General features: G+C 67.4%; 28 protein-coding genes. 3 read left to right on the top strand and 25 right to left on the bottom strand.

Annotated elements, in window-relative coordinates; genetic code table 11:
- Positions 1–23: 23 nt before the first annotated feature.
- The 15 genes from C3942_RS05825 to C3942_RS05760 form a co-directional block, all read right to left on the bottom strand.
- The gene (locus tag C3942_RS05825) at positions 24–3,131 is read right to left on the bottom strand and encodes a pilus assembly protein (RefSeq protein ID WP_104229418.1); all 3,108 of its coding nucleotides are present in this window, start codon (positions 3,129–3,131) and stop codon (positions 24–26) included.
- 16 nt (positions 3,132–3,147) lie between these two features.
- Positions 3,148–3,678 carry a pilus assembly PilX family protein gene (locus tag C3942_RS05820; protein ID WP_104229417.1) on the bottom strand — a complete coding sequence of 177 codons (531 nt, stop codon included), beginning with the start codon at positions 3,676–3,678 and terminating at the stop codon, positions 3,148–3,150.
- Positions 3,675–5,126: a PilW family protein gene (locus tag C3942_RS05815; protein ID WP_165797340.1), complete on the bottom strand. Its 1,452-nt coding sequence runs from the start codon at positions 5,124–5,126 to the stop codon at positions 3,675–3,677. The genes C3942_RS05820 and C3942_RS05815 overlap by 4 nt, the downstream gene beginning before the upstream one ends.
- A 38-nt stretch (positions 5,127–5,164) precedes the next feature.
- Positions 5,165–5,731 carry a type IV pilus modification protein PilV gene (pilV, locus tag C3942_RS05810; RefSeq protein ID WP_114409711.1) on the bottom strand — a complete coding sequence of 189 codons (567 nt, stop codon included), beginning with the start codon at positions 5,729–5,731 and terminating at the stop codon, positions 5,165–5,167.
- Positions 5,719–6,114, bottom strand: a complete 396-nt coding sequence (locus C3942_RS22815) for a type IV pilin protein (RefSeq protein WP_104229415.1) — start codon at positions 6,112–6,114, stop codon at positions 5,719–5,721. Before C3942_RS22815 ends, pilV begins: the two co-directional genes overlap by 13 nt.
- An 872-nt stretch (positions 6,115–6,986) precedes the next feature.
- A complete protein-coding gene (locus tag C3942_RS05800) occupies positions 6,987–8,231 on the bottom strand; it encodes a tetratricopeptide repeat protein (RefSeq protein WP_104229414.1) in 1,245 nt (414 codons plus the stop codon).
- An 87-nt stretch (positions 8,232–8,318) separates the two neighbouring features.
- Entirely contained in the window at positions 8,319–8,978 is a 660-nt protein-coding gene (locus C3942_RS05795) for a hypothetical protein (protein ID WP_104229413.1), read from the bottom strand.
- 55 nt (positions 8,979–9,033) lie between these two features.
- Complete coding sequence (locus tag C3942_RS05790; RefSeq protein ID WP_165797338.1) at positions 9,034–9,924, bottom strand: DUF4382 domain-containing protein; 891 nt, start codon at positions 9,922–9,924, stop codon at positions 9,034–9,036.
- Positions 9,917–10,585 carry an anti-sigma factor family protein gene (locus C3942_RS22210; protein ID WP_165797337.1) on the bottom strand — a complete coding sequence of 223 codons (669 nt, stop codon included), beginning with the start codon at positions 10,583–10,585 and terminating at the stop codon, positions 9,917–9,919. Before C3942_RS22210 ends, C3942_RS05790 begins: the two co-directional genes overlap by 8 nt.
- 1 nt (position 10,586) lies before the next feature.
- Positions 10,587–11,093, bottom strand: a complete 507-nt coding sequence (locus tag C3942_RS05785; RefSeq protein WP_207765983.1) for an RNA polymerase sigma factor — start codon at positions 11,091–11,093, stop codon at positions 10,587–10,589.
- 304 nt (positions 11,094–11,397) lie between these two features.
- The gene (locus C3942_RS05780) at positions 11,398–12,030 is read right to left on the bottom strand and encodes a MarR family winged helix-turn-helix transcriptional regulator (RefSeq protein WP_165797336.1); all 633 of its coding nucleotides are present in this window, start codon (positions 12,028–12,030) and stop codon (positions 11,398–11,400) included.
- A 91-nt stretch (positions 12,031–12,121) separates the two neighbouring features.
- The gene (locus C3942_RS05775) at positions 12,122–12,682 is read right to left on the bottom strand and encodes an SH3 domain-containing protein (RefSeq protein ID WP_104229409.1); all 561 of its coding nucleotides are present in this window, start codon (positions 12,680–12,682) and stop codon (positions 12,122–12,124) included.
- Between the two features lie 155 nt (positions 12,683–12,837).
- Positions 12,838–13,317 carry a nucleoside deaminase gene (locus C3942_RS05770; RefSeq protein ID WP_104229408.1) on the bottom strand — a complete coding sequence of 160 codons (480 nt, stop codon included), beginning with the start codon at positions 13,315–13,317 and terminating at the stop codon, positions 12,838–12,840.
- Between the two features lie 171 nt (positions 13,318–13,488).
- Positions 13,489–14,115 carry an isochorismate family cysteine hydrolase YcaC gene (gene ycaC, locus C3942_RS05765; protein WP_104229407.1) on the bottom strand — a complete coding sequence of 209 codons (627 nt, stop codon included), beginning with the start codon at positions 14,113–14,115 and terminating at the stop codon, positions 13,489–13,491.
- A gap of 73 nt (positions 14,116–14,188) precedes the next feature.
- Complete coding sequence (locus tag C3942_RS05760; RefSeq protein WP_104229406.1) at positions 14,189–15,064, bottom strand: pirin family protein; 876 nt, start codon at positions 15,062–15,064, stop codon at positions 14,189–14,191.
- Positions 15,065–15,193: 129 nt separating this feature from the next.
- Here C3942_RS05760 and C3942_RS05755 point away from each other — a divergent pair, with 129 nt between their 5' ends.
- Positions 15,194–16,099, top strand: a complete 906-nt coding sequence (locus tag C3942_RS05755) for a LysR family transcriptional regulator (RefSeq protein WP_104229405.1) — start codon at positions 15,194–15,196, stop codon at positions 16,097–16,099.
- Positions 16,100–16,105: 6 nt separating this feature from the next.
- On the opposite strand, the gene C3942_RS05750 is transcribed toward C3942_RS05755, so the two are convergent.
- The 4 genes from C3942_RS05750 to C3942_RS05735 are packed head-to-tail and all read right to left on the bottom strand — an operon-like array spanning position 16,106 to position 19,766.
- Positions 16,106–16,579: a 2,4'-dihydroxyacetophenone dioxygenase family protein gene (locus C3942_RS05750; RefSeq protein WP_104229543.1), complete on the bottom strand. Its 474-nt coding sequence runs from the start codon at positions 16,577–16,579 to the stop codon at positions 16,106–16,108.
- A gap of 49 nt (positions 16,580–16,628) precedes the next feature.
- Positions 16,629–18,008 (bottom strand): WS/DGAT/MGAT family O-acyltransferase, encoded by a 1,380-nt coding sequence (locus C3942_RS05745; RefSeq protein ID WP_104229404.1) that lies wholly within the window; start codon positions 18,006–18,008, stop codon positions 16,629–16,631.
- A 34-nt stretch (positions 18,009–18,042) separates the two neighbouring features.
- A complete protein-coding gene (locus C3942_RS05740; protein ID WP_104229403.1) occupies positions 18,043–18,861 on the bottom strand; it encodes an SDR family NAD(P)-dependent oxidoreductase in 819 nt (272 codons plus the stop codon).
- Positions 18,858–19,766: a M24 family metallopeptidase gene (locus C3942_RS05735; protein ID WP_104229402.1), complete on the bottom strand. Its 909-nt coding sequence runs from the start codon at positions 19,764–19,766 to the stop codon at positions 18,858–18,860. The genes C3942_RS05740 and C3942_RS05735 overlap by 4 nt, the downstream gene beginning before the upstream one ends.
- Positions 19,767–19,867: 101 nt before the next feature.
- Here C3942_RS05735 and C3942_RS05730 point away from each other — a divergent pair, with 101 nt between their 5' ends.
- Complete coding sequence (locus tag C3942_RS05730; RefSeq protein ID WP_104229401.1) at positions 19,868–20,896, top strand: AraC family transcriptional regulator; 1,029 nt, start codon at positions 19,868–19,870, stop codon at positions 20,894–20,896.
- 10 nt (positions 20,897–20,906) lie between these two features.
- On the opposite strand, the gene C3942_RS22205 is transcribed toward C3942_RS05730, so the two are convergent.
- Positions 20,907–21,044 carry a hypothetical protein gene (locus C3942_RS22205; RefSeq protein WP_165797335.1) on the bottom strand — a complete coding sequence of 46 codons (138 nt, stop codon included), beginning with the start codon at positions 21,042–21,044 and terminating at the stop codon, positions 20,907–20,909.
- Positions 21,045–21,228: 184 nt separating this feature from the next.
- On the opposite strand from C3942_RS22205, the gene C3942_RS05725 reads away from it, so the two are divergent.
- The gene (locus tag C3942_RS05725) at positions 21,229–21,681 is read left to right on the top strand and encodes a nuclear transport factor 2 family protein (protein WP_104229400.1); all 453 of its coding nucleotides are present in this window, start codon (positions 21,229–21,231) and stop codon (positions 21,679–21,681) included.
- On the opposite strand, the gene C3942_RS05720 is transcribed toward C3942_RS05725, so the two are convergent.
- The 5 genes from C3942_RS05720 to C3942_RS05700 form a co-directional block, all read right to left on the bottom strand.
- Complete coding sequence (locus C3942_RS05720) at positions 21,668–22,243, bottom strand: rhomboid family intramembrane serine protease (protein ID WP_104229399.1); 576 nt, start codon at positions 22,241–22,243, stop codon at positions 21,668–21,670. The two genes, C3942_RS05725 and C3942_RS05720, sit on opposite strands and share 14 nt — an antisense overlap.
- Positions 22,244–22,270: 27 nt before the next feature.
- Entirely contained in the window at positions 22,271–22,750 is a 480-nt protein-coding gene (locus C3942_RS05715) for a DUF3237 domain-containing protein (protein WP_104229398.1), read from the bottom strand.
- On the bottom strand, positions 22,747–23,118 hold the full coding sequence (locus C3942_RS05710; protein WP_104229397.1) for a VOC family protein: 372 nt from the start codon (positions 23,116–23,118) through the stop codon (positions 22,747–22,749). Before C3942_RS05710 ends, C3942_RS05715 begins: the two co-directional genes overlap by 4 nt.
- A 31-nt stretch (positions 23,119–23,149) precedes the next feature.
- Entirely contained in the window at positions 23,150–23,995 is an 846-nt protein-coding gene (locus C3942_RS05705) for a helix-turn-helix transcriptional regulator (RefSeq protein ID WP_104229396.1), read from the bottom strand.
- 130 nt (positions 23,996–24,125) lie between these two features.
- Positions 24,126–24,659 carry a methylated-DNA--[protein]-cysteine S-methyltransferase gene (locus tag C3942_RS05700; RefSeq protein WP_104229395.1) on the bottom strand — a complete coding sequence of 178 codons (534 nt, stop codon included), beginning with the start codon at positions 24,657–24,659 and terminating at the stop codon, positions 24,126–24,128.
- Between the last annotated feature and the right edge of the window lie 20 nt (positions 24,660–24,679).

Here is a 24,679-nt window from a genome sequence, read left to right as displayed (position 1 = left end):
AACTCGCGGATTCAGAGGGCTCCTCATTCGATGTACCAGAAGAGCCGTCGCCGAGGTTCACGCGGCAGGGAGAGGGACGGCAACGGCGGCCGCTTGGCCTCCAGCGGAGAGTCCTTGTCGCAGCCGATGCAGAAGGCTTCCAGGCGCCCGTCATCCAGCTTGACGATGCCGGCCACCGGGGACGGCGGCAACCCAACAGGCGGCAGCACAGCAGAGCGCTCGGTTTGGCCCTGCCCCGGTGAACCGTCCTTGTAGGACAGGCTGTACAGGCGCGTAGTACCCAGCGCGCTCGTGCAGGCATTGGCACTGGGCTGCTGAGGCTGGTGGGTGCTGAAGCTGACCGTGCCGAAGATGGTCAGGGACGCCGTAACCACTTGCTCGGTCGCACGCAGGCCCAGGTACCAGCCCTTCTTGCTCGCCAGCTGGGCAGGCGTAGGCGCGGTAGTCGACCCGCTTGGGATCGATATCAGCGAGCCGAGGCAGATCGTTCCATTGCAGCTGCTGGGCTCGTTCGCCAGCCAATTGGCATCCGTGGGCTTGTCGCGCAGCATGAAGAAGTAATTCTCGACAGACGCCGCGCTGCTGTACTGCAGCAAGGGCTTCTCGCGATCGCCGGAGCCCAGCAGCAGGATGAATTCGTCGCCGCTGCGCACGACGTCCGGTGTGAACATGAACTTGCGCCCCGCGGTGCAGGAACTGGCCGCCGTGCTGCAGCCCAGGGAGGCAATCTTGATGATCGTCCAGGCCGAGGGCGCCTGCGTCCCCATGTTGATCCGGTAGATATTGCCTTCAAGGTCGGCCACGTACGCGTAGGTGGCCAGGCCGGTAACCGCATCGGGGACAACCGCCACGTCGGCGATCACGCCTGCCGCCGTGTTGAACGTGGTCAGCACCGACCCGGTGTCGGCATTCAGGACATAGACGATGTTGCCCTTCCGGCTCGAACTGCAGGCCCGCGGATCGGCATCCTCGCAGGTATCGTATCCGCCGCTCAGGAAGAGAACCGGGGAGCTGCCGTTGCCATAGCCCGCGACCTTTGCCACCACCGGGGCGGCCCAGGTCTGTCCGATGCGGCTCCATGAAGTGTCGCTGGTATCGCAGCCGCTGTCGTTGGTCAGGTTGGGACAACCGCGCTTCCATTTCAACGTGACATCGGCCTGGTTCGAGGAACCGACGTTGAACGAGTACAGGACCCGGCCGCCACGCCGCATCGTCGCGTAGATCCAGCGATTGCTGCCGTCGGCATAGCTGGACACCGGACCATCGGGGCCATAGGCCTTCGGCGCGCCGGTGATGCCCGGATAGCTGATCTGCTCCGTGTTCTCGTAATTGCGCCGGATGAGCCGGTAGGACTCGGGAGGCAGGAAGCCCCACATCTCGCCGCCGGCCGGCACCGAGCCGATGGACCCGCTGCGGTTGCCGTTGATGGATCGCAGTATTCCGTCGTTGCCGCCGTAGAACACGCTGATCTTGGGCAAGGCGTCAGTGCCGAAGTTCACGGCGACAGGCCGTGAATGCACGACGTCGCCATGCACCGAGGGTCGCGCTTCGGTGTAGTTGGCGTTGGTGTTCTCATCCTGTACATCATTGCCGCGCGCCCAGTTGATGAGGGCATCGCGAGGAGAGGCGACGGTCGCCGACAGGTCCGAACTCGTGAGCGCCGAGTTGGCCGTATCGAAGTTCGTCAGCGTGGTCTGGCAAGACGAGAAGGCGCTGCTGCAGGTCTTGAGCTGACGCGCCGTGGGACTTGCCTGGCGCAGGACATAAGCCTGTCCGCCCTTCTCCACCACGTTGCCGTCGGGACTGTTGGAATTTTTGTAGTAATCGACGGGTTGACCCGCAGGAGCAATGCAATTACCCAGTGGCTTGAAGGTCCAGTAGGCGTCGATGGTGCTGGGGGTCCAGTAGGAGCGGGCGCACTCGGTAATGAAGCCCGTGGACGTATTCACCGCCCGCGAACCGGTAGCATCGACCAGTCGCAACTGGTCTCCATCCAATTGCAGCTTGTATTGCTTCAGGTTGCCGGTCCACCGGGGCAGGGCATTGCCATCCGGACGGAACATGCCGACATAGACCTGGTTCAGGTAGCTGCCCTGCGTGTTCACGCTGACAGGCAGGCTGACCGACGCGAAAACAGTATTCACAGACTGGATTTGCGAGAGGATGTCGTTGATCGCATCGACGATCGCGCTGGAGCCGGCGCCGGAACTTACCGCGGTGTACTTGCCGCCGCTGACGTTGGCCATGCTCTTGAGCAGGGCCGTCCAGCCCGGCCCCTGGCCATTGGTCACCGGATCGACGTCGATGGTGAATGTGGTTACCCCAAGAGGGCTTTGCTTCATGAAGCGTGCCCATTCGTCCGCCGGGTTTTCCTGCGAACCGTTCGGGGAAAGCGGGATCATGCTCGTCGCTCCCCCGGCCTGCGTCAGCATGTTGTTCGCGATGGCGTCCTGCGCTGCCGCCTCCTGATTGGGACCATTGCTGATGTAGATGATGTAGTTTCTGGGAGCACAGTTGGCGGTCGGAACGGGAGAGTTGTAGGCCGTGGCGTTCTTCGAGTTCAGGGCATTGCCGCTCAGGGCATAGACCGCTGCATTGGCGGACTTTTGGGCTGCCGTCATCTGCTTCTGGCATTCGTAACAGGCATTGCCGGTATAGTCGGTTTTCGCCTTCTGGTTTCCCGCATAAGGCGCGCCGCCGCTGAAGTAACGGTACACCTCGGCCATCTGCACGCCCGAAAAGCCGGCATTGCCCTTGTCGTAGCCGACATCGAGAGCATTGATCAAGGTCTGGTACTTGAGCTTGTTGGCGTTGTCCATGGTGCGCACCGCCGCACGGACGTAGCCACCGCCGACATTGTTGTCGAACCCGCCGGTCTCCGTCGCGAACATGATGCCGACGCGGAACTTGTTCTCCGGCATTCCGGCGAATGTCTGCGCCAGGGCCGACATTTCGTTCGTGAACGGCTGTGTCCAGTTTGCGGTGTTGTCCACGACAAACAAGACGTTGGGAAGGTTGGCTCCGCTCGGGGGCGTGGCTCCGGTAAACAGGTCGATGTCCTCGGCCGAGGACACCCACGGCACACAAGCCAGGGCGATAGTCACTACAGTCTTCAGAATGCGTGCATTCATGACAGATTCCCGTCGGTTAGGGGCAGGACGCGGTGCGACGCGCCTGGTTGATCAGTACGACCACGCCCTGGTGTATTCGCACCGAGACCCCGCTGTTGCGCAGGTCGGTCGCGGTTGCGACAAGCTCCCATACGGAGCGGAAGTAATTTGCAGCGACGACATTGAAGGAGTCGCCCAGGATGATGCTGCTGGGCGGCGGATTGGTCGCCGCCACCTGCGCGGCGGTCAGGCAGGCTGGCGCGGCGAAGTTCACCTGATAGTCGGAGGTGCCGTCGTTGTCGATATCGATGTTGTAGCCCTGCGCGATGGGGTTGGTCGTGAAGTCCACCGTGGTGCCCGAACCATCCGTCGTCGAACTGATGAGCCTTTCGATCGCTTCGTTCGTTGCCGCAATCGCCTCGTCGCGGGTCTGCATGTTGCCCACGGCCTTGACATTCACCGAGCTCATGGAGAACGAGCCCACGATGACGAGCGTGATCATGACCAGCATGATCAGGCCCACGGCCAGCACGGCACCCCGCTGCGCGGATTTCGACGATCGGATCATGGCGTTTCCCTGCGCGCGGAGACGTTGACAAGCCGCACCGTGCTGGCAAATACATGCCTCGTATAGTGGTCGTTGGCGGCAGGCACGAGGCTTTCCGCCGGACAGGTGCCGGCACCCGAGAGCTCACCGAGGCAGTACGACTTCGCGTCGGTGTAGGCGGGGGTCTGGTCGCGGCTGCGTGCCAGCACGTAGATGCGGACACTGACCGTATTGGCCAGTTCCTGTGCCGTACAGGGATTCGCGTCGGTACAGCGCTTGTACCGGTCCGGAGCGCCGTCGCCCCGATTGATCGGCAGCGTGTTGGCGTAGCTGTTGCCCGCGTTCGAGGTGCAGGTTGAAGGCTCGACATTGCTGCGGGCGGCCCCGTAGTTGACCGCCGTCGCGGGCGAACAACGCGTCATCGTGTCATCGATGCCTAACTCGATTCGGAACTGCTCGATGCCCTCGACCAGCATTTCCGGTGCCTGCTGTACGGCCCCCGAACTTCCGTCGAACTGGGAGCGGACCAGGGTGGGAATGGTCTCTCCCGGCCGGTCCGGATGGCTGGCATCCGTGACGTAGTAGATGTTCGATATGTAGCGCCGCATCGGTGCTGCCGTGAGGCAATTTCCCTGGCGTAGCGGAAACACTTCCGTCGCCGAAGCTGCGGGGCGCAGGAGATATTCGAACGAGTAGGTCGTGGGGTTCGAGTAGATGTCCACGCTGGGCGCTGGACTCCAGTTCGGACTGATGGCGGCGGTGCGGCTGCTGCCGTCGTAGTCCGTTATCAACCGGTACTGCCCGGCCCCCGTGCCGCCGGAGGTCCGCAGCATCATGCCGACGTAGGCATCATCGGTGCTGCTCGAGCTTGCGGGGGTGAACACGATGTTGTTGGGATTGAAAGCGGCATCCACCGAGGCGACTTGCTGGAGCGCTGCCGCGTTTCGCTGGGTGTCGCACAATGGGCTCTGGAAGTAGAGACGCCCTGCTACTTGCGGGCAATTGGCCGAACCAGCGATGCACATATCGGCATGCCGCACCAGCAGGGTGTCGGTGCCGGCCCGTTTCGCGGGAAACGCAGCACAGCCGGCTCCGCTGGGCATGGTGGCCCCCCAGGCCTGCACTGGAATTCCCATCAGGTTGATCCGGAAGTTCCGGTCCCAATTGGCGTAGGTCGTGCAAGGGTTCGGCACGGCGGTGGGCACGTCATTGGGAACCCCGACTGAACCGAGATCGTCGAATTGAGGAACATATCCTCCCCAGTACCCGGCATGCACGAGGTCGCTTTCGATGATCTGGACTGCGAATCGCCCGTTCTCGATCAGGCCGCTGACCTTGGCCATCTCGCTGCTCACGCGCGAGGTGCTGACGAACAGCGAGACGAGAGCCCCCAGGATCACAAGCGATATCGCCATGCTCACCATGAGCTCGACTATGGTGAAGCCCGAAATTTTTTTTGCTTTTTTCATGAGAGCGCCCATCGCGCGAGCCGTGCCTGGTCGCACACTCAAATCAATGTGCCGAGCCGCACGACCATGGTTTCCACACGGCGACAGCGATCGCTGGTGCAGGCCGCACCGTCGTTGTATTGTCCGGCACCGCAGGCGACCCCTGCGGGAGGCGCGGCAATGGGGAGCAGCCCCTGCCATGCAACCGTCACCAGGTAGGCATCTCCTCCGAGGGCCGTAACGCAGCCACGTGCGCCGATCATGGCTCCCCGATCCGTTGTGTTCTGTCGCTCTGCAACGCCCTGCAGGAAGCGGCACCACTGAGCGCGATCGCGCTCCTGCCGAGTGGGAATCGCCGATGGGACCGGGCACGTCATGCCCGCCCCTAGCGGGGCTGTCGTGACATAGCTGGCCGCCGCCTTCCGGTTGGCCGCGATGCTGCTGGCCATGTCCTTCACCAGCATCAGCGCCTGCGCCCGCTGGTAGGCCTCCATGTCCGACAGCTGCATCTTGGACTGCAGCTGCGCCAGGCCCAGCAGTCCGATCGACACGATGATGAGCGTCACCAGGACCTCGATCATGGTGGTGCCGGACTGACGCAGAGGAGAGGCCTTCACTTCTTCCATTTGTCCGCCGGGGTCTTGATGCCCTGGTGATTCAAGGTCAGCGGCCCGTCCGATGCCTGGGCGCCGCTCGGGGTGAAGGTGATCAGGAAGGATGGCGCTCCCGTGGACCCCACCGTAATGCTGTAGCTGTAGTACGGGGTCAGTGTGCTGGGCAGGGCGTACCCGCTGCCCTCGATCTCCGCCTTGGAAGCATAGGCGCGATGTGCCAGCAGGAATTGCTGCTCCCGGTTGGCGATTTCCATGATCTCGGTCTTGGCTTCTGCTCGCCGGCCGCGAATGACGAAGCTCTGGTAACTGGGCAAGGCGATGGCCGCCAGGATGCCGATGATGGCCACGACCACCACCAGTTCGATCAGTGTCACGCCCAAGATGCGCCGCCGCATGCCTTCCCCCAAAGCCAGGTTTACCCCCACATCCCTGCTGCTTTACCCAGGTCGGCAGAGTCTAGCCCCCGATCCACCGATCCTGACAGTCAGCCGCCATCCATTTAATCACATTTCCAGTGCCTTTCATCTGGAAAGATAACGAATACCGTTGAAGTATCGCGACTTAATTTTCGGTTTGCTGGATGATGAGAAGTATTATCGTTTTAGCAGTTCCATGAACTCGCCACTGGCGGGCGTTCCCGGTCTTTAAAGCCTTAGACCATGCTTTCCTTTCTTGTCGCAATGAGAGCAATTCTTATGCAGCTGACTAGGCTTTAAATACGGACAAAGTAAGTACTTTCGCCCTCATTTTTCATGAGAACGGTATTTGTCCTGATATTTTTAATCACTCTACAGAAAATAAGCTTGCAATCCCCCCATCTGTCCACCGGACCCGAACGCTTTGCGCGCGCCAACCCGGTCGACAGAGCCCCCGGATGAAAGCCCTTGAGGCTTTTGCCCGTATCCAGCTACACGAACGGAAAGGGAAAAAGGTTCCATCGGCTGCTCGCATGGGGCGGCAAACGGAGAGCGGAGCCAGGGCACGGGGGCGAACCGGGTAGGGGGCCACGGCGAACGTCCGGAGGCTCCGGTCAGCCCAGTGGGAAGCCCCGGTGGACCGGCTGCGGCATCGGCGGCGAAGAATCCTGGGCTAGGAGCGCCCCGCGGAGGCTGCGCCGGGCATGGCGGGCCCCGGATTCAGCGGGGGGGGGTGCCGGGCGTCGGGGTGCAGGGCCCGCTTCGGCCCTGGGAGGGCAGGACACAGCCGGACCATGGGCCTGCGGATCGCCGGCACTCAGGCTGGGGCAGTCGGTGCTGCCGACACCGGGTCAGAAGTACTCGAAGCCCCCGGTAAGCTCCAGCTTCTCGTACTCCAGGGCTTCGATGCTGCTGCGATTGCTGGAGGCGAAGATTCCCAGGCGCGGCCTCAGTCCCAGCGTATAGGGGAACCGCAGGTAGAGCCCGAGCCCCGCCAGCATTTCCTCGCGGCGTTCGCTGCGCAGCTCCGTACCATCCTGGTAGAGGTCTTCGTCGGCATAGCGGCTGTAGCGCAACTCGGCAACGATCTCGGTCTCCACCGGGGCAAACCAGGTGGGCTGCCAGGCGGCGTACAAGCCATGGCGCACTGGCGACTGGCTGAAGAACTCGTCGCCTAACGCCTCATCTTCGCGGTCGTTGTACTCCAGCGCATAGCTGGCGAAGAAGCGGCTGGCGATGGCGGAGAGCTCCAGCCGCGCACGCCAGCCTTCCAGGTAATCGAAGCGCTCGGGGGCCGTGACATGATCCACGCCCAGGCCGATGCGCGGCTGCCACGTCCCGCTGCCGCGGTACAGGCCGCTGAACTGCAGGCCGGCAAGTTCCTGCAGACGCTCGCCGCCCAGGCGCACGGCGGAACCGCCGCCGCCGAGCTCGAAGGCCCAGCGTCCGGCAATGAAATTGCGAGAGGCGTTCAGCTGGAGGCCAAGCTGGTTGCTGTCATCGAGCTGGAAGTAGCTGCGCTGGTATAGCGAACCGCCATAGCGCCAGGCGCCGCGCCGGTGCTCGATACTGCCCAGCGCCTCCGAGAAGCCGTCGGCACGCGGCGACAGGCCCAGGGCCTCGTCATCCGGTACGAGTTCCACATTGCTGTCGTAGCCCCCCATGGCGCGAAGGTACCAGGACGTGGTCGGCGATTCCGGCCGGCCGGTGATGCGCGCGCGCGCCAGGTCGACTCGATCCTCCAGGATCGGGTCGAGGGCCTGCGCCGTGTTGAGGTGCTGCAGGGCGTCGTCGCTGCGGCCCTGCTGGAAGGCAATGAGGCCCAGGTGATACTCGGCCGCAGCCCTGAAGTCCTCGTCGCGGGTCAGGCTCAGGAACTGCTCCTGCGCCTCGGCATAGCGGCGCAGGCGGTACTGGCAAAGAGCGATATTGAAACGCAGCGTGGGCGTCGCCAGGCCGGCGGCGAAGGCACCCTGGAACAGCCGCAGGGCCTCTTCGGTTTCGCCGGCGCGGTAGGCCTTCACGCCGGCCGCATAGTCCTCGGGCGCACCCGCGCGCGCCGGAATGCTGCCCAGCAGGGCGAGCGCCAGCAGCACAGGGCGCAAAAAAAACCAGCCGACAGGTGGAAATGCAGGCTGGCTTGGGAAGTCTCGTTCCTGGGCTGACACTGTCATGCGCCGAGATTAGCGCCGCGCACCCCGCTTGTCATTGCCGCCAATGGGGGCCTGACTTTTGGCGTTGCCGTTGCCATTGTTCGAGCCCGAACCTTGTCCATTGTTGCTTCCCGGACCCTGGCCGTTGCTGTTTCCGGGGCCTTGGCCGTTGTTATTGCCCGGACCCTGGCCGTTGTTGTTGCCTGGCCCTTGTCCATTGTTGTTGCCTGGCCCCTGGCCGTTGTTGTTTCCGGGGCCTTGGCCGTTGTTATTGCCCGGGCCCTGGCCGTTGTTGTTGCCTGGCCCTTGTCCATTGTTGTTGCCTGGCCCCTGGCCGTTGTTGTTTCCGGGGCCTTGGCCGTTGTTGTTGCCTGGGCCCTTGCCGCCTCCGCGGCCGGAATTGCCGTGCTGGCTGCGCGCCTGCTCGGCTGTGTCCTGGCCAAAGCTGTTGCCGAGGCCGTTGCCGTTGCCGCGCTCGCGGCCCGGGGCAGAGGCCGACTGCCCCTGCCCGTCCTTGCCGGAATGGGGGCTCGATGCGCCCGGCAGGGCGATGCGGAACATTCCTCCGGTCGGGGTTTCGCCGGGCTCGATCACATCCATCTCGAGGCCTTCGAGTGGATCTTCGGCACGCGCCACCGCGCTGGCCAAGTGGCCGGCTGCGATGGCGAGGGCGAACATGATCTTGCGCACGGACACTCCTTAGCTTCAACTCAGGGCAGACTGTATGTCAATCCAAACCCGGGCTTCAGGGAAAATCGACGGTCGTGGTCTGGCCCGCGACGATCACGGCATCCGCCGGTGCGGAGAAGGCCAGCACATCCTCGGTCGCCGGATCATCATCGGCCGCGTCGCAGGTGAAGGCCACGGTATAGCTGCCGACCGGCAGGTACGCCACGACGTAGCGGTAGTCACCGCTCTCGGCATCGAGGGTCAGTGAAGCACTACTCAGCGGAGCGGCAGCAGAACCTTCGTCATCGGGCGTGACGCCCGCACCGCTATAGACATAGACCGCCGGGGTGCAGTTCTCGGCGGCGAGGCTTTCCGCGCCGACCGTGCCGGCCAGGGTCCCCACCTTGCTGTCGTCCACGATGCGCAGCGAAGGCCTCAGGATGTAGTCCCCATCCAGGCCCGCGGGGTTGTGCACCGACTTGCGCAGGTCGAAGTCGATGGTGAAATTGCTGGTGGTGTCGGCTGCCACGGTGAAGCCGCCATTGAGCTTCAGGCCGCTCTGGTTGCCGCTGGGAATGAACAGCGCATGGCGGCTGCCGTCATCCAGGTCGATGTAGGAGTCCGACGCCTCCCGCCCGGCATTGACCTTGAGGCGCAGCCACTCGTAGGGGCCGGCGGGCAGCACCACGCCCTCCAGCAGCAAGGCGCTATCGCCGCCCTGCAGCGCCAGCAGATCGATCTGGCGCGGCGCTGGGAAATCGAAGGAAAGCGCGCGACCGCCCTGCGGCTTGGCCTCCACCCCGGAGAACTCCACGACCACGGCGGTCGCGGAATCGACCGGCGCGTCGGTCACTCCAAGATTGACCGTCCCTGTATCGCCACTGCCGCCGCCCCCACCGCAGGCGGCAAGCGCCGCCGCGAGGACAACGGCAGCCGGCAGGGCTCGCGGATTCTTATAGCTAGGCATGCTGGTACTCCGAGGAAAGTTCGGGCTCGTTTCGGGTACGGGTCTGCGCGGTGGATTCCAGCGGGAGCGGCAGTGTCCGCTGCGAACCGCGGTAGCTGACCGTGGCCAGCGCCACGCCCTTGCCCGGGCCATGGATGGTCACTTCCAGCAGGTTCGGGCCCTCGACAAGATCGGCGGTCCACTCCAGTACGCGCTGTCCCTTGTAGGCCGCGAACTCGCTGTGGTCGGGCAACTCCAGGCGTATTTGCGCACCCGGCAGGGCGCGCGGCGCGGTGAGCACCAGGCGTACGGTACGAGGCTCGGCGTGGCCGCCCGCCGGCACGGTGGCCAGCGTCGCCTCCGCCTGCGGCGGCATCCGCAACGAGAGAATCCCGCCCGCCACCGCCAGCAGCAGTGCCGCCGCAGCGGCATAGCGGACCCAGGCTCCGCGTCGCGGGCTGGGTGCCGCCCGCATGGCGGTTCGCAACACTCGGTCTTCGAATGAGCCCCGCGGCATCGGGGTAGGCAGTTGCCTCAGTGCCTCGCGCAGGCGCCGTTCCGACGCGACGCGACTCCTGCAATCCGGGCAACCCTCCAGGTGGCGCACGCAGGCCTCGTGGCCGGCCACCAGCCGGCCGTCCAGATATTCGTCGAGTTGCGAGCGGAAGTCGGAACAGTCCACGTCAGTCTCCTGTTTCCCTTACACGGATGGCAGGGGAAAATGGTTCCCCCAGCAGCTTTCGCAGATGCGCCCGGGCGCGATGCAACCGGGACTTGAGCGTGCCGATCGCCAGGCCCTCGCGGCCGGCCAGCTCTTCCAGCGTATAACCCTCGATGTCGTGCCAGGCGATCAGGGCACGGTGCTCGTCGGACAGCCGGAACAGCGCCTGCAGGATGTGCTCCTGCTGCAGCTGGGAGTCCGTGAGTTCTTCGGGGCCCGGCAGTTCCGAGGCCTGTTCGGGCAGTTCGCCGACGCATTCCACCGGACTGTTGTCGCGCCGGCGCCGCTGGTCGACGAACTGGTTGTAGACCACCCGGGCCAGCCAGGGCCCCAGGACCTCGATCTTCTCGAGTTCCTCCAGGCGCGGGTAGAGGCGAGTGCAGACCTCCTGCACCAGGTCCTCGGCATCGTCGCGGGAGCCCGTCAGGTGATAGGCCAGCCGGTACATCCCCGATAGCTGAGGCCGCAACAGGCGCTCAAAACGCCCGGCGGCGGCAGCTCGGCCCGGGAAGGGGATCAGGGAGACCATACGTTATATACACGAATGGGCGCGGGAAAAGGTTCCCTGGCAGGGGCGGATCGAAGGCGTTATGAATCATCGAATTATACGGCGGCGCGGTGGCCTCCGGCGCTGCGGCCGCAAAGAACGGCATCGACTCTTCGCCGGCCGAAAGCGAGTTTGCCGCGGCGCTGCCGATGGGCGCACGGTGAGCCTGCCGGATGGAACGGTGATGGACCTGCCGTGGCGCAAATGACCCGCGGCTGCCCTCCGCTCAGGCGGGCATCGCCTGCCTGAAGCGCCGCGCGTTCGCGGCGAGCTGCTGCCTGGTTCCCGCTTCCTGCTCCGCGCAGTCCACGCGCAGCTCGGGATCGCCGAAGGGCTTCCGGATGAAGCCGCAGAAGTGCGGCTTGTCGCGGTCACCGCTGGCATGGGGCTGGAAGAAGCGGCAGCCCAGGCAGGTGCGCGGCCCGCTGGCCAGGCCCTGCTGCTGCGCCTCGAACACCAGCAGCTGCGTGATGCGCAGCAGCGCCCCCAGGTCCTCGGCACCCAGGCGCTTGAGCAGGGCCGCCATGCCGCCCTCACCGCCCAGCAGCTCCTGCGCCAGGGCCTTGCCCTGGGCGCTCAGGCGGATGATGGCCGCGCGCCCATCCGCCGGGTCCGGCAGGCGCTCGATCCAGCCCTTGGCCTCCAGCGCCTTCAGCGAGTCGCTGAGGCTGGCAGCCGAAATGCCCAGGCGCTCCGCCAGCTGCCGTGCCCGCTGGCCGGCGGAAACGCTTTCCAGCACGCGCAGCACCGCCGCCTGCGTGGGCGGCAGGTCCTTGCGCCAGGACTGCGCGCGGACCAGCGAGGCGAGCTGGTCCAGCCCCGCCGCTGCCTGTCGCCGCTGGTCGCTGCTGGTAGCCATGCCTACTAAAATAGGAGTCCTAGCTAAATACTTCAAGCGCGGAAGTCCTGTCGCCGCACCGGCCCGCCGCCGTCGGCAACGGCGGCGGATCCTAGGTCGCCGGCTCCAGCAGCGAGGCCGCGATCCAGCCCTGGCGGCCGTCGCCGATGGCGATCTCCTGCCAGGCGCGGCCGTCGATCTCCTGCGCATCGCCCAGCAGCTTCACCTCGGTCCCGCGCTGGAGGGTGAAGAGCCTGTGCTGGCCGGGACTGTTGCGCACCACCGCGCTGCTGGCGGCGACATAGGCATGCGGCGCGCGCCTGGGAGCCGCCGGCTCCGCCGTCGCCTGCGCAAGGTCCTGTGCCGGCTTGTGCGCGGTGCGGGCGGCACGCAGCGCGAGGCGCTGCAGTCGGGCGAGGTCCAGCTTGAGTCCGGCGAGTTCGGCCTCCGCCGCACGATGGCTGGCCGCCTGTCGATCCAGCAGCACGGCCTGCGTGGCGATCACGCCCGCGGCCGCGATGCTCGCCGCGGTGGCCACGATGCCCAACCGCTGCAGCAAGCGGCTGCGCACTTTCTGAAAGAACTCGTCGCGGATGCCGCCGATCTCGCGCCAGAGCAGCGCGACCAGAAGCGCGGCAGCAACGACCGTGGCGATGGCGAACAGCATGGCCATGGTTTCCCCTCCCTGGATCCCCCCACCGATCTTATACGGACAGGCTCGGCGGCGTCGCAAGGATAAATCTCCCCTACGGCCGCCGCAGCGTCGGGCATTTTCCACGCCAGGCGCCGGGCGAATGCGCGCTCAGCCACGTGCCCCCATTCGCCGCCTCAGGCGGCTCCATGAAAACGGCGATGCAATTCCCGCAGCGGCCCTACCAGTTCCGGCACGGGCCCTTCCACTGCCAGCCCCGGCACCAGCTCGCCAATGCGCAGGAAGCGGATGGGAGCTTCCGGCACGCCCCATGCGCCCAGCCACTGCCCGAGCTGTCCGGCGGAGCTGATGTAGACGATGCGCCCCAGCCCCACCCAGCCATGCGCCGCGGCGCACATCGGGCAATGCTCGGTGGAGGTGTAGACCGTGGCCCGCTTCCTGGCGTCGGGGCTCAGGTTCGCCGCGGCCCAGCGCGCAATCTCGAGCTCCGGGTGGCGGGTATGGTCGCCACCCCCTACGCGGTTGCGGTCCTCGAACAGGGTGCGTCCGTCCGCCGCGACCAGCACCGACCCGAAGGGCTGGTCGCCGGCCTCCAGCGCCTCCTCCGCCAGCTCCACGCAGCGGCGCAGGTACTTCATCTCCGAATCCTCGACCATGCCGGGCTCCCCCGTGGTCGGTAGCGGCGCGGAGTATAGGAGCGGCCGGAGCTGATGCGGTCCGCCCCGGCCATCGGCGTCACCGCCTTACTTGCGCAGCGAGTCCAGCGCCTCCTGGTTCCGCACCACGGCCTGCGGCGGCGCCCGCGCGGGCGCCGCCGGTCGATGTGCTTACGATTTCGCCGTCAGCGCGTCGTAGCTGGTGATGAGGTTGCGGTAGTCGGGGATGTGCGCCGAGAACAGCGCGGCCAGGCCCGGGATGTCGTTGCGCCAGTCGCGGTGCAGCTCGCAGGCCGTGCCGAACCAGGTCATCAGCTGCGCGCCGGCCTGCGACATGCGATCCCAGGCGGAGTGGCGCGTGATCTCGTTGAAGGTGCCCGAGGCGTCGGTGACCACGAACACCTCGTAGCCCTCTTCCAGCGCCGACAGCGCGGGGAAGGCCACGCAGACCTCGGTCACTACGCCGGCGATGATCAGTTGCTTCTTGCCGGTGGCCTTCACCGCCTTGACGAAGTCCTCGTTGTCCCAGGCATTGATGTTGCCGGGGCGGGCGATGTAGGGCGCGTCCGGGAACATCTGCTTCAGTTCCGGCACCAGCGGGCCGTTCGGGCCGGTCTCGAAGCTGGTGGTCAGGATGGTCGGCAGCTTGAAGTACCTGGCGAGGTCGGCCAGCGCCAGCACGTTGTTCTTGAACTTGTCGGGATCGATGTCGCGCACCAGCGACAGCAGGCCGGCCTGGTGGTCCACCAGCAGCACGGCGGCGTTGTTCTTGTCGAGGCGGACGTAGGGTTTGCTCATGGAGTGACTCCTGGGTTTGGGATGAAGCGATGACAAAGAAGGCCCCGGGACCGCATCGGTCCCAGGGCCGGGGTTACGCCGTCGCCGGCGCGATCTTTCCGAAGTTGCCGCTGTTGAAGTCCTCGATCGCCTCGGCGATCTGGCCTTCCGTGTTCATCACGAAGGGGCCGTAGCCGCGGATCGGCTCGTTCAGCGGCTCGCCGCTGAGCAGCAGCAGCGAAGCGTCGTTGTTGGCCTCCAGCAGCAGGTCGGCGCCTTCACGGTCCAGCACCACCAGCTGGCCTTCGCGGGCGATCTCCGCGCCGTTGACCTCGACGGTGCCGCGCAGCACCACCAGGGCCAGCGTGCGGCCGGCGGCCACCGGCAGGCGGACGATGCCGCGGGCGTTCAGGCGCAGGTCCCAGACGTCCATCGGGCTGAAGGTCCGCGCCGGTCCCTTGCGGTCGCCGTACGCACCGGCGATCACGCGGACGCGGCCGGCGCCCTCGGGCAGCTCCACCGCCGGGATGTCGCGGTCCAGCAGGGTCTGGTAGCCGGGCGCGGTCATCTTGTCCCTGGCTGGCAGGTTGACCCAGAGCTGCACCATCTCCAGCGTGCCGCCGCTGCTGGCAAAGGCCTCGGAATGGAACTCCTCGTGCAGGATTCCGGACCCGGCGGTCATCCACTGAACGTCGCCGGGGCCGATACGGCCGCCGGCACCGGTGGAATCGCGGTGCTCCAGCTCGCCCTGGTAGACGATGGTCACGGTCTCGAAACCGCGGTGCGGGTGCTCGCCGACGCCGCGGCGGTGCGCGGTGGGCGCGAACGGCGCCGGGCCGGCGTAATCCAGCAGCAGGAAGGGGCTCAGCTGCTCGCCATGGCTCTGGTAGGAGAACAGCGAGCGCACCGGAAAGCCGTCGCCGACCCAGTGCCGGCCCGGGGTGCTGTAGACGCCAAGGATCTTCTTCATGACCTTTCTCCGCTTTCGGGGCCTCGGCGAGGCCCTTTCCGATGACGGACAAGGTAGATTCGGGACGCTGGCCCCGGTAGACGGCGATTTCTATACTCAGCGTTCCATTGTCGGAACGATGAGCGGGCAATGCAGGACCTGAACGATCTCTATTTCTATGCCCAGGTGGTGGATCACGGCGGCTTCGCGCCGGCTGGCCGGGCCCTGGGCCAACCCAAGTCCAAGCTCAGCCGGCGCATCGCGCTGCTCGAGGACCGGCTCGGCGTGCGCCTGATCCAGCGCTCCTCGCGGCGCTTCTCGGTGACCGAGATCGGGCAGACCTACTACGCGCACTGCAAGGCCATGCTGGTGGAGGCGGAGGCGGCGCAGGATTCCGTGGCGATGACGCGCTCGGACCCCTGCGGCGTGGTGCGCCTGAGCTGCCCGGTGGCCCTGCTGCATACGCGCGTGGGTACGATGCTGGCCGATTTCATGCTGCAGAACCCGCGCGTGGAGCTGCACGTGGAAGCGACCAACCGCCGCGTCGACGTGATCGCCGAAGGCTTCGACGTCGCCATCCGCGTGCGCTATCCGCCGCTGGAGGACAGCGACCTGGTGTTGAAGATACTGGCGCAGCGCAGCCAGTGCCTGGTGGCGAGCCCCATGCTGCTGCAGCGCCAGGGGCCGGTGGCGGCACCGCCCGAACTGCACCGCTTGCCGACGCTGGACCTGGGCCCCGCGAAGCCCGGCCACGTCTGGCGCCTGATCGGCCCCGACGGCAGCGAGGCCGCCATCCATCACCACCCGCGCCTGGTCACCGACGACATGGTCGCCCTGCGCACCGCCGCCATCGCCGGCGTCGGCATCGTGCAGTTGCCGACGCTGGTGGTGATCGACGAAATCCGCGCCGGCCGGCTCGCGCAGGTGCTGCCCGGCTGGGCGCCGAAGAAGCACGTCATCCACGCGGTATACCCGTCGAAGCGCGGACTGCTGCCGTCGGTGCGCGCGCTGCTGGACTTCCTCGCGCAGCGCTTCGACGCGCTGCACGAGGACTGAAGGCGCTCAGCCGCTGAAGGCCGTCAGGTCCTGCGGCTCGATGCCATTGGCCTGGCAGTAGGCCAGGTAGCGCTGCATCGAGGTCTTCCAGTTCTCGATGGCGATGACGCGATCCTCCTGGTCCAGGTAGACCAGTTCGCCGACGATGATGTTGAGCGCCAGGACCTCGCCGCCCTCCGGCATCGCCACCGGCGTGTGCTCGGTGGACGCGGTCTCGTACACCACGCTGCCCGGCGTGGCCACCCAGTCGTGCTCGCGGTACTTCCACTGCCCGCTGAGCGTGTAGACGATCACCGTGCCGGTATGGTGATGGCGCGGCATCTGCATGCCGCCCGGCGCCTTGAGCAGCACGACCATCTCGCCGCGCACCGGATCCAGCTTGATGTACTTGAGCAGCACGTCCGGGCTGTAGGGCGTGAACGGCACCCAGGGCAGGGATTCGACGTCGATCAGGCCGGTGTTCACGGTTTCGTACATCATCATGAGGGTTCTCCTTGGTCGGGCGTCATCGGGATTCATGCTTTCTTCCTCAGGCGGCGGCGCGGGGGATATCCGCGGGCAGGCCGAACTGCTCCTCGAGCTCGGCCATGGCGTCGGCCATGTACACGGCCAGGCGCTGCAGGTGCGGCAGGCTGTCGCGGCAGCCGAGCAGGCCGAAGTTGAGGCTTCCGGCATAGCTGGTGCAGGTGATGTTGAGCGCCTGGCCATGGGCGGCGATCGATACCGGGTACATCGCCTCCAGCCGGGCATCGCCCAGGAACAGCCGACCGGCCGGTCCCGGCACGTTGGATACCGTGACGTTGAAGAACGGCCGCGTGCGGCCCGTCAGGCCTGCCAGCGTCTGCAGCGCGAATGGCGCGGCGAACAGGCTGCTGTACAGGGCCTGAGCGTCCGTCGTCATCGTGCGCAGGTGATCCTTGGCGCGCTGCGTGCCTTCGCGGATCGCCGCCAGCCTGGCGGCCGGATCGGCGATGTCGGTGCCCAGGCGCGCGAGCATCAGGCTCACGGCGTTGCCGTCGGTCGCGTCGCCCGGGGGCCGCATGCTCACCGGAATCGCCGCCACCAGCGGCTGGGCCGGCAGCGTGTTGGCGTCCTTGAGGAAGCGACGCAGGGCCGCGCTGCACAGGGCCAGCACCACGTCATTGAGCGTCGCCTCGGCGGCGCGCGCCAGGCGCTTGATGCGCGCCATCTCGAACTGCTGCGTTGCCAGGCGTCGCTGCCCGGTGACGCGGCCGTTGAGCGGCGAGCGCGGGGCGGCGTAGGGCGCGACCAGCGAGCCCGCCTCGCGGCCGGCTTGCCCCGCCATGCGCGCCAGCCCCTGCAGGGCCCCAGCAGCAGTGGCGGCCCGCCGTTGCAGGGCTCTGGGCGCAGTGGGCGCGGGTGGCGGCATTCGCGCCTGCGCAGCCCAGGGCGGCACGAGGGGGCCGTGCGGATTCTCCGCCAGCGCCTGCATCAGCAGGCGCATGGTGGTGACACCGTCCACCAGTGCGTGGTGGATCTTGGTGTAGAGGGCGAAGCGGTGGTTCTCCAGCCCCTCGATGACGTGGCATTCCCACAGCGGGCGGCGACGGTTGAGGCGGTGGCTGTGCAGGCGCGATACCAGCACGCCCAGCTCGCGCTCGCCGCCGGGTTGCGGCAGGGCCAGATGCCGCACGTGGTAGTCCAGGTCCACGTCGTGATCCTCTTCCCAGGCCGGGGTCAGGCGCGACAGCGCCGACGGCCGAAGCCGCAGGTTCCAGGGCGCCGACAGCTCGCGCGGAGCCTTCAGTTCCGCCACCAGGCGGCGCAGGTAGTCCGGACCCGCGCCGGCCGGGAGCGAGAAAATCTGCAGCCCGGCGACGTGCATGGGGGTGTCGTGGCTTTCCATGTGCAGGAAGGCCGCATCGATGGCGGGAATCTTCTGGGTCATGTCAGGGCTCGGCGGGTATCGTTCGGTCGCGCGATCACGGCGTTTTCATGAAGGGCAGCGGCCGTGCGGCGAGCGCGCGGGCCGCACCGGGGACCAGGCGCTTGAGGTGGTAGCCGATCCAGGCCTCCGGCGTGACCGGCACCAGCGCCGCGTTGTCTTCCACCGCCTGCACGATGGCCTGGGCCACCCGGGAGGGTGGATAGTTGCGCCTGCGGTAGAAGTCCACGGCACCGGCCTGCCAGGGCGCCGCGCTGCCCTCGGCCGTGGTGGTGGCGATGATGTTGGTGTTCACGATGCCCGGACAGATGGCGCTGACGCCGACCCCCTTGTCCGCCAGGTCCGCGCGCAACGATTCGGAGAAGCCGATGACCGCGGATTTCGACGCGGCGTACACCGGCATTTCCGGCGAAGCGAAGTAGCCCGCCATGGAGGCGATGTTGACGACATGCCCCTGGCGCCGGGCGATCATCGCCGGCAGGAACAGCTTGCAGCCCAGCATCACGCCGCGGACATTGACCGCCCAGACCCGGTCCCAGGTCGCCGGCGTGGTGCCGAGGAAGCGCCCCGCGGCGCCGATGCCGGCGTTGTTGACCAGCACGTCCACGGCGTCATGGCGCTGATGCACGGCCTTCGCCAGGGCATGCATGGCGCTCTCGTCGGAGACGTCGGCCGGGTGGGTTTCGCAGCGACCGCCGGCCCGGACGATCGACGCCTGCGTCTCCGCCAGCCCGCTTTCGCCGAGGCCGGCGGCGATGACCAGCGCACCACGCGCCGCGAAGGCCTGCGCGGTGGCACGGCCGATGCCGCTGCCCGCGCCGGTCACCAGCACGACGCGCCTCTCGAATCTCTTCATGCCGGCGCTCCTTCACGATTGCGGGCACGCGGCGCGGCCTTTGCCGCGGGCCACCAGCCCTTGCGGCGTGCCAGCAGGCAATGCGGCACCTCTTCGTCGAGCCAGTAGGCATCGTCGGCCGTTACCACCAGGATCTCCTCCCACTTGGCACCGACGCGGTAGTTGGGCGTGGCCAGGTGCGGCTCCACCGCCCACAGTCCCGGCGAGGGCGCATGGTCGGATTCCGGCCCGTCGTTCCACAGCGGCGACTCGAACCAGCGCGGCGCCAGCCGGGCCAGCGCCGACTTGCCCAGCACGTAGACATAGCTCGGCAGGCCGAAACCCATCACGCGAAAGCGCTGCAGGAACTGCTGCGCGCGCGAATGCTCGTAGCGGAACACCCGGTGCGCCAGCACGCGCTCGGGATAGGCGCGGTGGACATTCAGCAGGCCATGCGAGGCCAACAGGCCGTCCAGTTCGCGGTAGATCTGGCGGAAGGTCTTGCGCGCGCGCACCGATTGCAGGATGAAGTCGCGCGCCTCCATCAGCACCTGCTGCAGCCGGTCCACTTCCTCGTTGCCGCCGAGGCTGGTGGAAAACCCGATGTCGGCGGTGTAGCCCTCGCGGATGGGCGCGATGTCCAGGATCACCGGCATGCCCTTCTCCAGGCGGCGGTCGCTCGGCAGGAAGTCCTGGTCGCGGAGGATGTCGCGGAATGCGGTTCGGTCGCCGAACCAGGCGAAGGGCTCGTGGAACATCTGGTCGATGCCCCGCTCCGTCAGGTAGCTCTTCATCAGCGCACAGGCTTCGAGTTCCGTCATGCCGGGGCGCAGTTGCGCCTCGACGGCCTGCACACAGTCGTAGGCGAGTCTTTGCGTGGCGCGAAAGCCCTGCAGCTCCGCGAGATCGAACCGGTCGAATTTCATGAGGCGCTCCACCCATTGGGGAAATCGAGGCGCCATCATCGGCAGGGGGCCTTCCTGCCTCTTGTCATTTTCTGCCAAGATGCTGTCATGGATGGCCAGCCATGACCGCCGCCGTCACGCGGATGCCGGCACGCTACTTCGCGACGCTCTGCGACCTGCTCAAGGATCGCGGCTTCGACGTGGACGCCATCCTTCATGCCGCCGGCATCTGGCCCACGCAGATCCATGGGCCCGATGCCACGATCACGGTTCCGCAGCTGGAAAGCCTGGTCGCCGAGGTCCATCGCGTGACCGGCAGGAGCGATCTCAGCTTCGAGATGGGCCGCGGGATCAAGCCCAGCAGCCACGAAATCCTCGGCTACGGCATCCTGACCAGCCCCACGATCGACTACGCCGCGCAGCTCGCCGCGCGCTACTACCGGCTGATCACCCCGACCTTCCGGATGCAGTACGTCCGCGGCCGCGAGCAGGCCGAGCTGCGCTTCCAGCCTGTCGTGAACCTGTCGCCTGCCGCGCTGCAGTTCATGCTGGAGGTGGTGGTGGTCAGCACCCACGAGCAGGTGAAGGGGCTCGCCGGTCCCGCGCTGACGGGCTACGACATCCACGTCTCCTATGCCGAGCCCGGCAACGTCACGCGGTACCGCGAACTGCGCCCGGCCCGCTTCCATTTCGGTTCCGAGCCCCTGCCCGGGGCGCGGATGGTGCTGGACATCGGCACGGTGGCGCAGAACCTGCCGATGGCCGACGCCAATGCGCTCAAGATGGCGGAAGGCCGCTGCGAGCAGTTGCTGCGCAACGCCACCCAATCGGGCCTGATGACGGAGTGGGTCACGATGATGCTGCGCGAGTCGCAGGAGGGCATGCCCTCCCTGGCGGACCTCGCCCGCCTGGTCAACCAATCGGTGCGCAGCCTGGACCGGCAGCTGGGACGGGAGGGCAGCCGCTTCCTGGAGATTTCCAAGCGCGTGCGCCACGAGAAGGCCTGCGCGCTGCTGCGTGGCGGCGAGCTCAGCGTCACGCAGATCGCCTACCAGCTCGGCTACCGCGACGTGGCCAACTTCACCCGCGCCTTCAAGCGCGACAGCGGCATCAGCCCCAGCAGCTTCCGCGAAAGCCGCGAAGACGCCTGAGCATCCGGCCTCAGGCCGCCGCCGGCGGGCGGTGCACGATCAGCGGCCCCTTGAAGGCCTCCATCACCGCCGCGGCGGGCAGGCCCGCCGCCAGCAGCTGCGCCATCGCGTTCATGTATTGCGTGATGTGGCGGAAGTACTTGAGCATGCCCGTTCTCCCCTGTAGACCTACAAAGGACCGCCCCCGCAACGCTATACCGCCGGGGCTAGGTCAGCTCGCATCGGCGGCCGGCGACAGTCCGGCCCCTACGGCATCCGGACTACGCGCGCCGCCGGGCCGGCTGGCATGGTGGCCCCACCTGCCCAAGCCAAGCCCTGGCATCGGAGCCCGCATGACGGAACTGCAAAGGCTGCTCGCCCTGGAGGAGATCAAGGCGCTGAAGGCGCGCTACTTCCGCGGCGTGGACAGCAAGGATGCCGCGCTGCTGCGCTCGGTCTTCGCCGACGGCGCCGAGACCGACTTCCGCTCGGAATCGCCTACGCGCGACCCGGCATTCCACCGCCGCGACCCCGATGCCTTCGCCGAGAACACGGTCTACATGCTGCAGGGCAGCATCACCATGCACATGGGCTTCATGCCGGAGATCGAGCTGCTGTCCGACACCGAGGCACAGGCGCGCTGGCCGATGAACGACCGCATCTGGGTGCAGGACGCGGGCCTGGCGCGCCTGCCGTTCGCCACGCTGAACGGCTGGGGCTGGTACCACGACCGCTACCGGCTCGGGCCCGAGGGCTGGAAGATCGTCTCGACGCGGCTGGAGCGCAGCAAGGTCATCGTGACCTGAGCCGCCGGCGGCGACCGCGCAGCACCAGCAGCCCGCCGACCAGACCGCCCAGGTGCGCGAAGTGCGCCACGCCGGACAGCGTGCCGGTGACGCCCGCGTACAGTTCGAAGGCGGCGTAGAGCAGCACGAACAGTGGCGCCGGCAGCGGGATCGGCGGGAACAGCAGGATCAGCTTGCGGTGCGGGAACAGGATCGCATAGGCCGCCAGCAGGCCGAACAGGCCACCCGAGGCCCCGACCGTGGGCACCGGATCGCCGAAGCTCACCGCGACCAGCTGCGTCGCCGCCGCCGCGAGCACGCTCACCGCATAGAGCCACAGGTAGCGCAGCGAGCCCATCGCGGATTCCAGCTCGCGGCCGAAGGTCCAGATGCCCAGCATGTTCACGCCCAGGTGCAGCAGGCTGCCGTGCAGGAAGGCGCTGCTGAGCACCTGCCAGGGCTGGAAGCCCTCGCCTAGCGGCCATAGCGCATAGCGTGGGATCAGGCCGTCCGGCGCCTGCGTCTGCAGCACGAAGATGGCGATGTTGGCGGCCAGCAGGAACAGCGTGACGGGTGTTCTCATGCAGCCAGCCTAACCGATCCGCCCGGATCAGCGCAGCGCGAACACCTCGTAGCGCACGTAGCCCTCCGGCCCGCCCTTCAGTTCCACCGCCCGGCCGACCGCCTGCACCCGGTTGAGCCAGGCGTACTCCGGGTGCGCGGTCTGGAAGCAGGGCGTGGTGAAGAAATACATCTCCTGCGCCGTCAGCGTGCCCCCGCCGCCCATGCGCGCGAAGTTCTCCGGCGCAATGCCGATGACGCCGCCGTAGCTGGCGTGGATCAGCGCCCCGTCGCTGGCCTGCAGCGTCATGCGCGCATCCACGCGCAGGCTGCCGCCGGGCATGGCGCGCAGCCAGTCGCCGGTCGGCGCGAGGATCTGCGCCTCCAGCCTGGGGCCACGCGCCCAGCCGCCGGGGCCGGCCTGGTAGATCGTCAGCGAGGCATCGATGGCCTGCGGCAGGCCGCCGGTGGGGCTGTGCAGCGTGAAGAGGTACTCGCAGCCGGGCAGCGTGGTGGCCTGCTGCGTCATGACCCGGCCCTCAGGCAAAGCGCCTCGACATTGTTGCCGTCAGGGTCGATCAGGAAGGCCGCGTAGTAATGCGGGCCGTAGTCCAGGCGCAGGCCCGGCGCGCCGTTGTCGCGTCCGCCCGCCTCGAGGCCGTCGCGATGGAAGCGATCCACCGCCGCGCGGTCCGGCGCGCGAAAGGCGACGTGCACGCCGGAGCCGGCGGTGCGGGCCTGTGCATGCAGCCACAGCGCCGGCTCGCCCGCCGGGCCGATGCCGGCGCCATGATCGTCCTGCATGCAGACGCCATGGCCCAGCGGCGCCAGCGCCGCCTCGTAGAAGCGCAGGCTGGCGCCCAGGTTCCTCACTCTCAAACCGAGGTGGTCGTACATGTCGTGGTCTCCTTGATGGGTGGAGACCAGACTAGGCACGGACGGCGATCTTCTCTTGGAAAATCTTGCGGTCGCCCTGCGCCGCCAGGCGGAAGCCGCGGGGCGAGACGCCGGCGGCGCGGTGGAAGCTGCGCACGAAGTTGGAAAGATCGCCGAAACCCACGTCCAGCGCCACGTCGGTGATGGAGCGCTCTTCCTCGGCCAACAGCCGAGCGGCACGGCGCAGACGCGCGCGCAGCAGGTACTGGTGCGGCGTCACGCCCAGTACCTTGGCGAACAGGCGCAGGAAGTGGAACGGGCTCAGGCCGGCCTCGCGCGCGGCCCGCTCCAGGTCCACCTCGCCCGCCGAGTTCTCGTCCAGCCACAACGCCGCCTCGACGGCGCGCCGGCGGTCGCGTGGCGCGGCCTCCGGCGGCTTGCGCCGCGATCCGCCCACCAGCTCGACGAAACGCGCGGCGAACAGCAGGCCCGCCTCGTCCACGCCGACATCGCTGCCGCCTGCGGCGGCGGCCTGGGCCAGTTCGCCCAGCACCACCAGCTGCGGCAGCGGCGGCAGGCCGATCTGGCCCCAGGGCTTGAGCCCGCCGCCGAGCGAATCCACCAGCGCCGCGGACAGGCGGAACGACAGGCACTCGTCGCCGCAGACATGGTGATCGTGGGTGCAGAGGTACTCGTCGCCAGGCCGGCCGATCATCACCGAACCGGCCACCAGCTCGAAGCGGCTGCCGCGGCTGTGCAGCCCGAAGCTGCCGCGCCGCACATAGGACACCGAGTAGGCGCCGTGCAGCTCGGTGAACGGCCGGTCCTGCGGGCCGGCACCGCAGCGGTAGTCCGTCACCGCCAGCGATGCGCTTTCGAATACGGTCGTGGCTGTCATGGTCGGGAATCCTGGGAGGCCAGTACACGCCTGCGGGGCATGCGGGTCAAGGCCGATGCGCTCGCGGGAGCGACGCGAGCCGCGATCTTCTTGCGCGAAAATCGCGACTTGCGCCGCTCCCGCAGGCCTTTCAGAACAGATCCTGCTGCCCTTTGCCGCCCGCCTCGATGCGCAGCAGCTTCTTCTTGGTTTCCACGCCGCCGTGCGCGGAAAAGCCGCCGCTCCACTCGCCCGCACCGAGGATGCGGTGGCAGGGAACGACGATGGGAAACGGGTTGGCGCCCAGCGCCCGGCCCACCGCCCGCGCCGCGGCCGGATCGCCCAGCGCCGTCGCCAGCTCGCCGTAGGTCCGCGTCTGCCCCGGCGGGATCGCGCGGGCCAGCTCATAGACCCGCAACGCGAAATCCTGCAGGCCCTCCAGGTCCAGCGCGACCTCCATCAAGTCCCGGGGCTCGCCGCCGAGCAGCGCGACGATGCCGCCGATGGCGGCTTGCACCGCCGGGGGAGGCAGCGCTTCCTGCAGGGCCGGGTGGCGCCGCCGCAGGCGTGCCAGCGTGTGGCGGTCGCTGGCTTCCGGCAGCTGCGTGGCGAGCAGGCCGCGCTCGCCCCAGGCGATGCCGCAGCGGCCGATGGGGGTGTCGAACAGGCAGAGTCCCTCGTTCATGGCCACAGTCTGTACCCGTT

It is taken from the genome of Solimonas fluminis, from assembly GCF_002930645.1.
GTDB lineage: Bacteria > Pseudomonadota > Gammaproteobacteria > Nevskiales > Nevskiaceae > Solimonas_A > Solimonas_A fluminis.
This window is presented reverse-complemented; position numbering and strand designations above follow the sequence as displayed.

What these genes read in the sequence shown, in the direction of transcription:
- C3942_RS05825 (WP_104229418.1), bottom strand. Translation starts at nt 3,131, where the DNA reads ATGAATGCACGCATTCTGAAGACTGTAGTGACTATCGCCCTGGCTTGT.
- C3942_RS05820 (WP_104229417.1), bottom strand. Translation starts at nt 3,678, where the DNA reads ATGATCCGATCGTCGAAATCCGCGCAGCGGGGTGCCGTGCTGGCCGTG.
- C3942_RS05815 (WP_165797340.1), bottom strand. Translation starts at nt 5,126, where the DNA reads ATGAAAAAAGCAAAAAAAATTTCGGGCTTCACCATAGTCGAGCTCATG.
- pilV (WP_114409711.1), bottom strand. Translation starts at nt 5,731, where the DNA reads ATGGAAGAAGTGAAGGCCTCTCCTCTGCGTCAGTCCGGCACCACCATG.
- C3942_RS22815 (WP_104229415.1), bottom strand. Translation starts at nt 6,114, where the DNA reads ATGCGGCGGCGCATCTTGGGCGTGACACTGATCGAACTGGTGGTGGTC.
- C3942_RS05790 (WP_165797338.1), bottom strand. Translation starts at nt 9,924, where the DNA reads ATGCCTAGCTATAAGAATCCGCGAGCCCTGCCGGCTGCCGTTGTCCTC.
- C3942_RS05780 (WP_165797336.1), bottom strand. Translation starts at nt 12,030, where the DNA reads ATGGCTACCAGCAGCGACCAGCGGCGACAGGCAGCGGCGGGGCTGGAC.
- C3942_RS05775 (WP_104229409.1), bottom strand. Translation starts at nt 12,682, where the DNA reads ATGGCCATGCTGTTCGCCATCGCCACGGTCGTTGCTGCCGCGCTTCTG.
- C3942_RS05770 (WP_104229408.1), bottom strand. Translation starts at nt 13,317, where the DNA reads ATGGTCGAGGATTCGGAGATGAAGTACCTGCGCCGCTGCGTGGAGCTG.
- ycaC (WP_104229407.1), bottom strand. Translation starts at nt 14,115, where the DNA reads ATGAGCAAACCCTACGTCCGCCTCGACAAGAACAACGCCGCCGTGCTG.
- C3942_RS05760 (WP_104229406.1), bottom strand. Translation starts at nt 15,064, where the DNA reads ATGAAGAAGATCCTTGGCGTCTACAGCACCCCGGGCCGGCACTGGGTC.
- C3942_RS05755 (WP_104229405.1), top strand. Translation starts at nt 15,194, where the DNA reads ATGCAGGACCTGAACGATCTCTATTTCTATGCCCAGGTGGTGGATCAC.
- C3942_RS05750 (WP_104229543.1), bottom strand. Translation starts at nt 16,579, where the DNA reads ATGATGTACGAAACCGTGAACACCGGCCTGATCGACGTCGAATCCCTG.
- C3942_RS05745 (WP_104229404.1), bottom strand. Translation starts at nt 18,008, where the DNA reads ATGACCCAGAAGATTCCCGCCATCGATGCGGCCTTCCTGCACATGGAA.
- C3942_RS05740 (WP_104229403.1), bottom strand. Translation starts at nt 18,861, where the DNA reads ATGAAGAGATTCGAGAGGCGCGTCGTGCTGGTGACCGGCGCGGGCAGC.
- C3942_RS05735 (WP_104229402.1), bottom strand. Translation starts at nt 19,766, where the DNA reads ATGAAATTCGACCGGTTCGATCTCGCGGAGCTGCAGGGCTTTCGCGCC.
- C3942_RS05730 (WP_104229401.1), top strand. Translation starts at nt 19,868, where the DNA reads ATGACCGCCGCCGTCACGCGGATGCCGGCACGCTACTTCGCGACGCTC.
- C3942_RS22205 (WP_165797335.1), bottom strand. Translation starts at nt 21,044, where the DNA reads ATGCTCAAGTACTTCCGCCACATCACGCAATACATGAACGCGATGGCG.
- C3942_RS05725 (WP_104229400.1), top strand. Translation starts at nt 21,229, where the DNA reads ATGACGGAACTGCAAAGGCTGCTCGCCCTGGAGGAGATCAAGGCGCTG.
- C3942_RS05720 (WP_104229399.1), bottom strand. Translation starts at nt 22,243, where the DNA reads ATGAGAACACCCGTCACGCTGTTCCTGCTGGCCGCCAACATCGCCATC.
- C3942_RS05715 (WP_104229398.1), bottom strand. Translation starts at nt 22,750, where the DNA reads ATGACGCAGCAGGCCACCACGCTGCCCGGCTGCGAGTACCTCTTCACG.
- C3942_RS05710 (WP_104229397.1), bottom strand. Translation starts at nt 23,118, where the DNA reads ATGTACGACCACCTCGGTTTGAGAGTGAGGAACCTGGGCGCCAGCCTG.
- C3942_RS05705 (WP_104229396.1), bottom strand. Translation starts at nt 23,995, where the DNA reads ATGACAGCCACGACCGTATTCGAAAGCGCATCGCTGGCGGTGACGGAC.
- C3942_RS05700 (WP_104229395.1), bottom strand. Translation starts at nt 24,659, where the DNA reads ATGAACGAGGGACTCTGCCTGTTCGACACCCCCATCGGCCGCTGCGGC.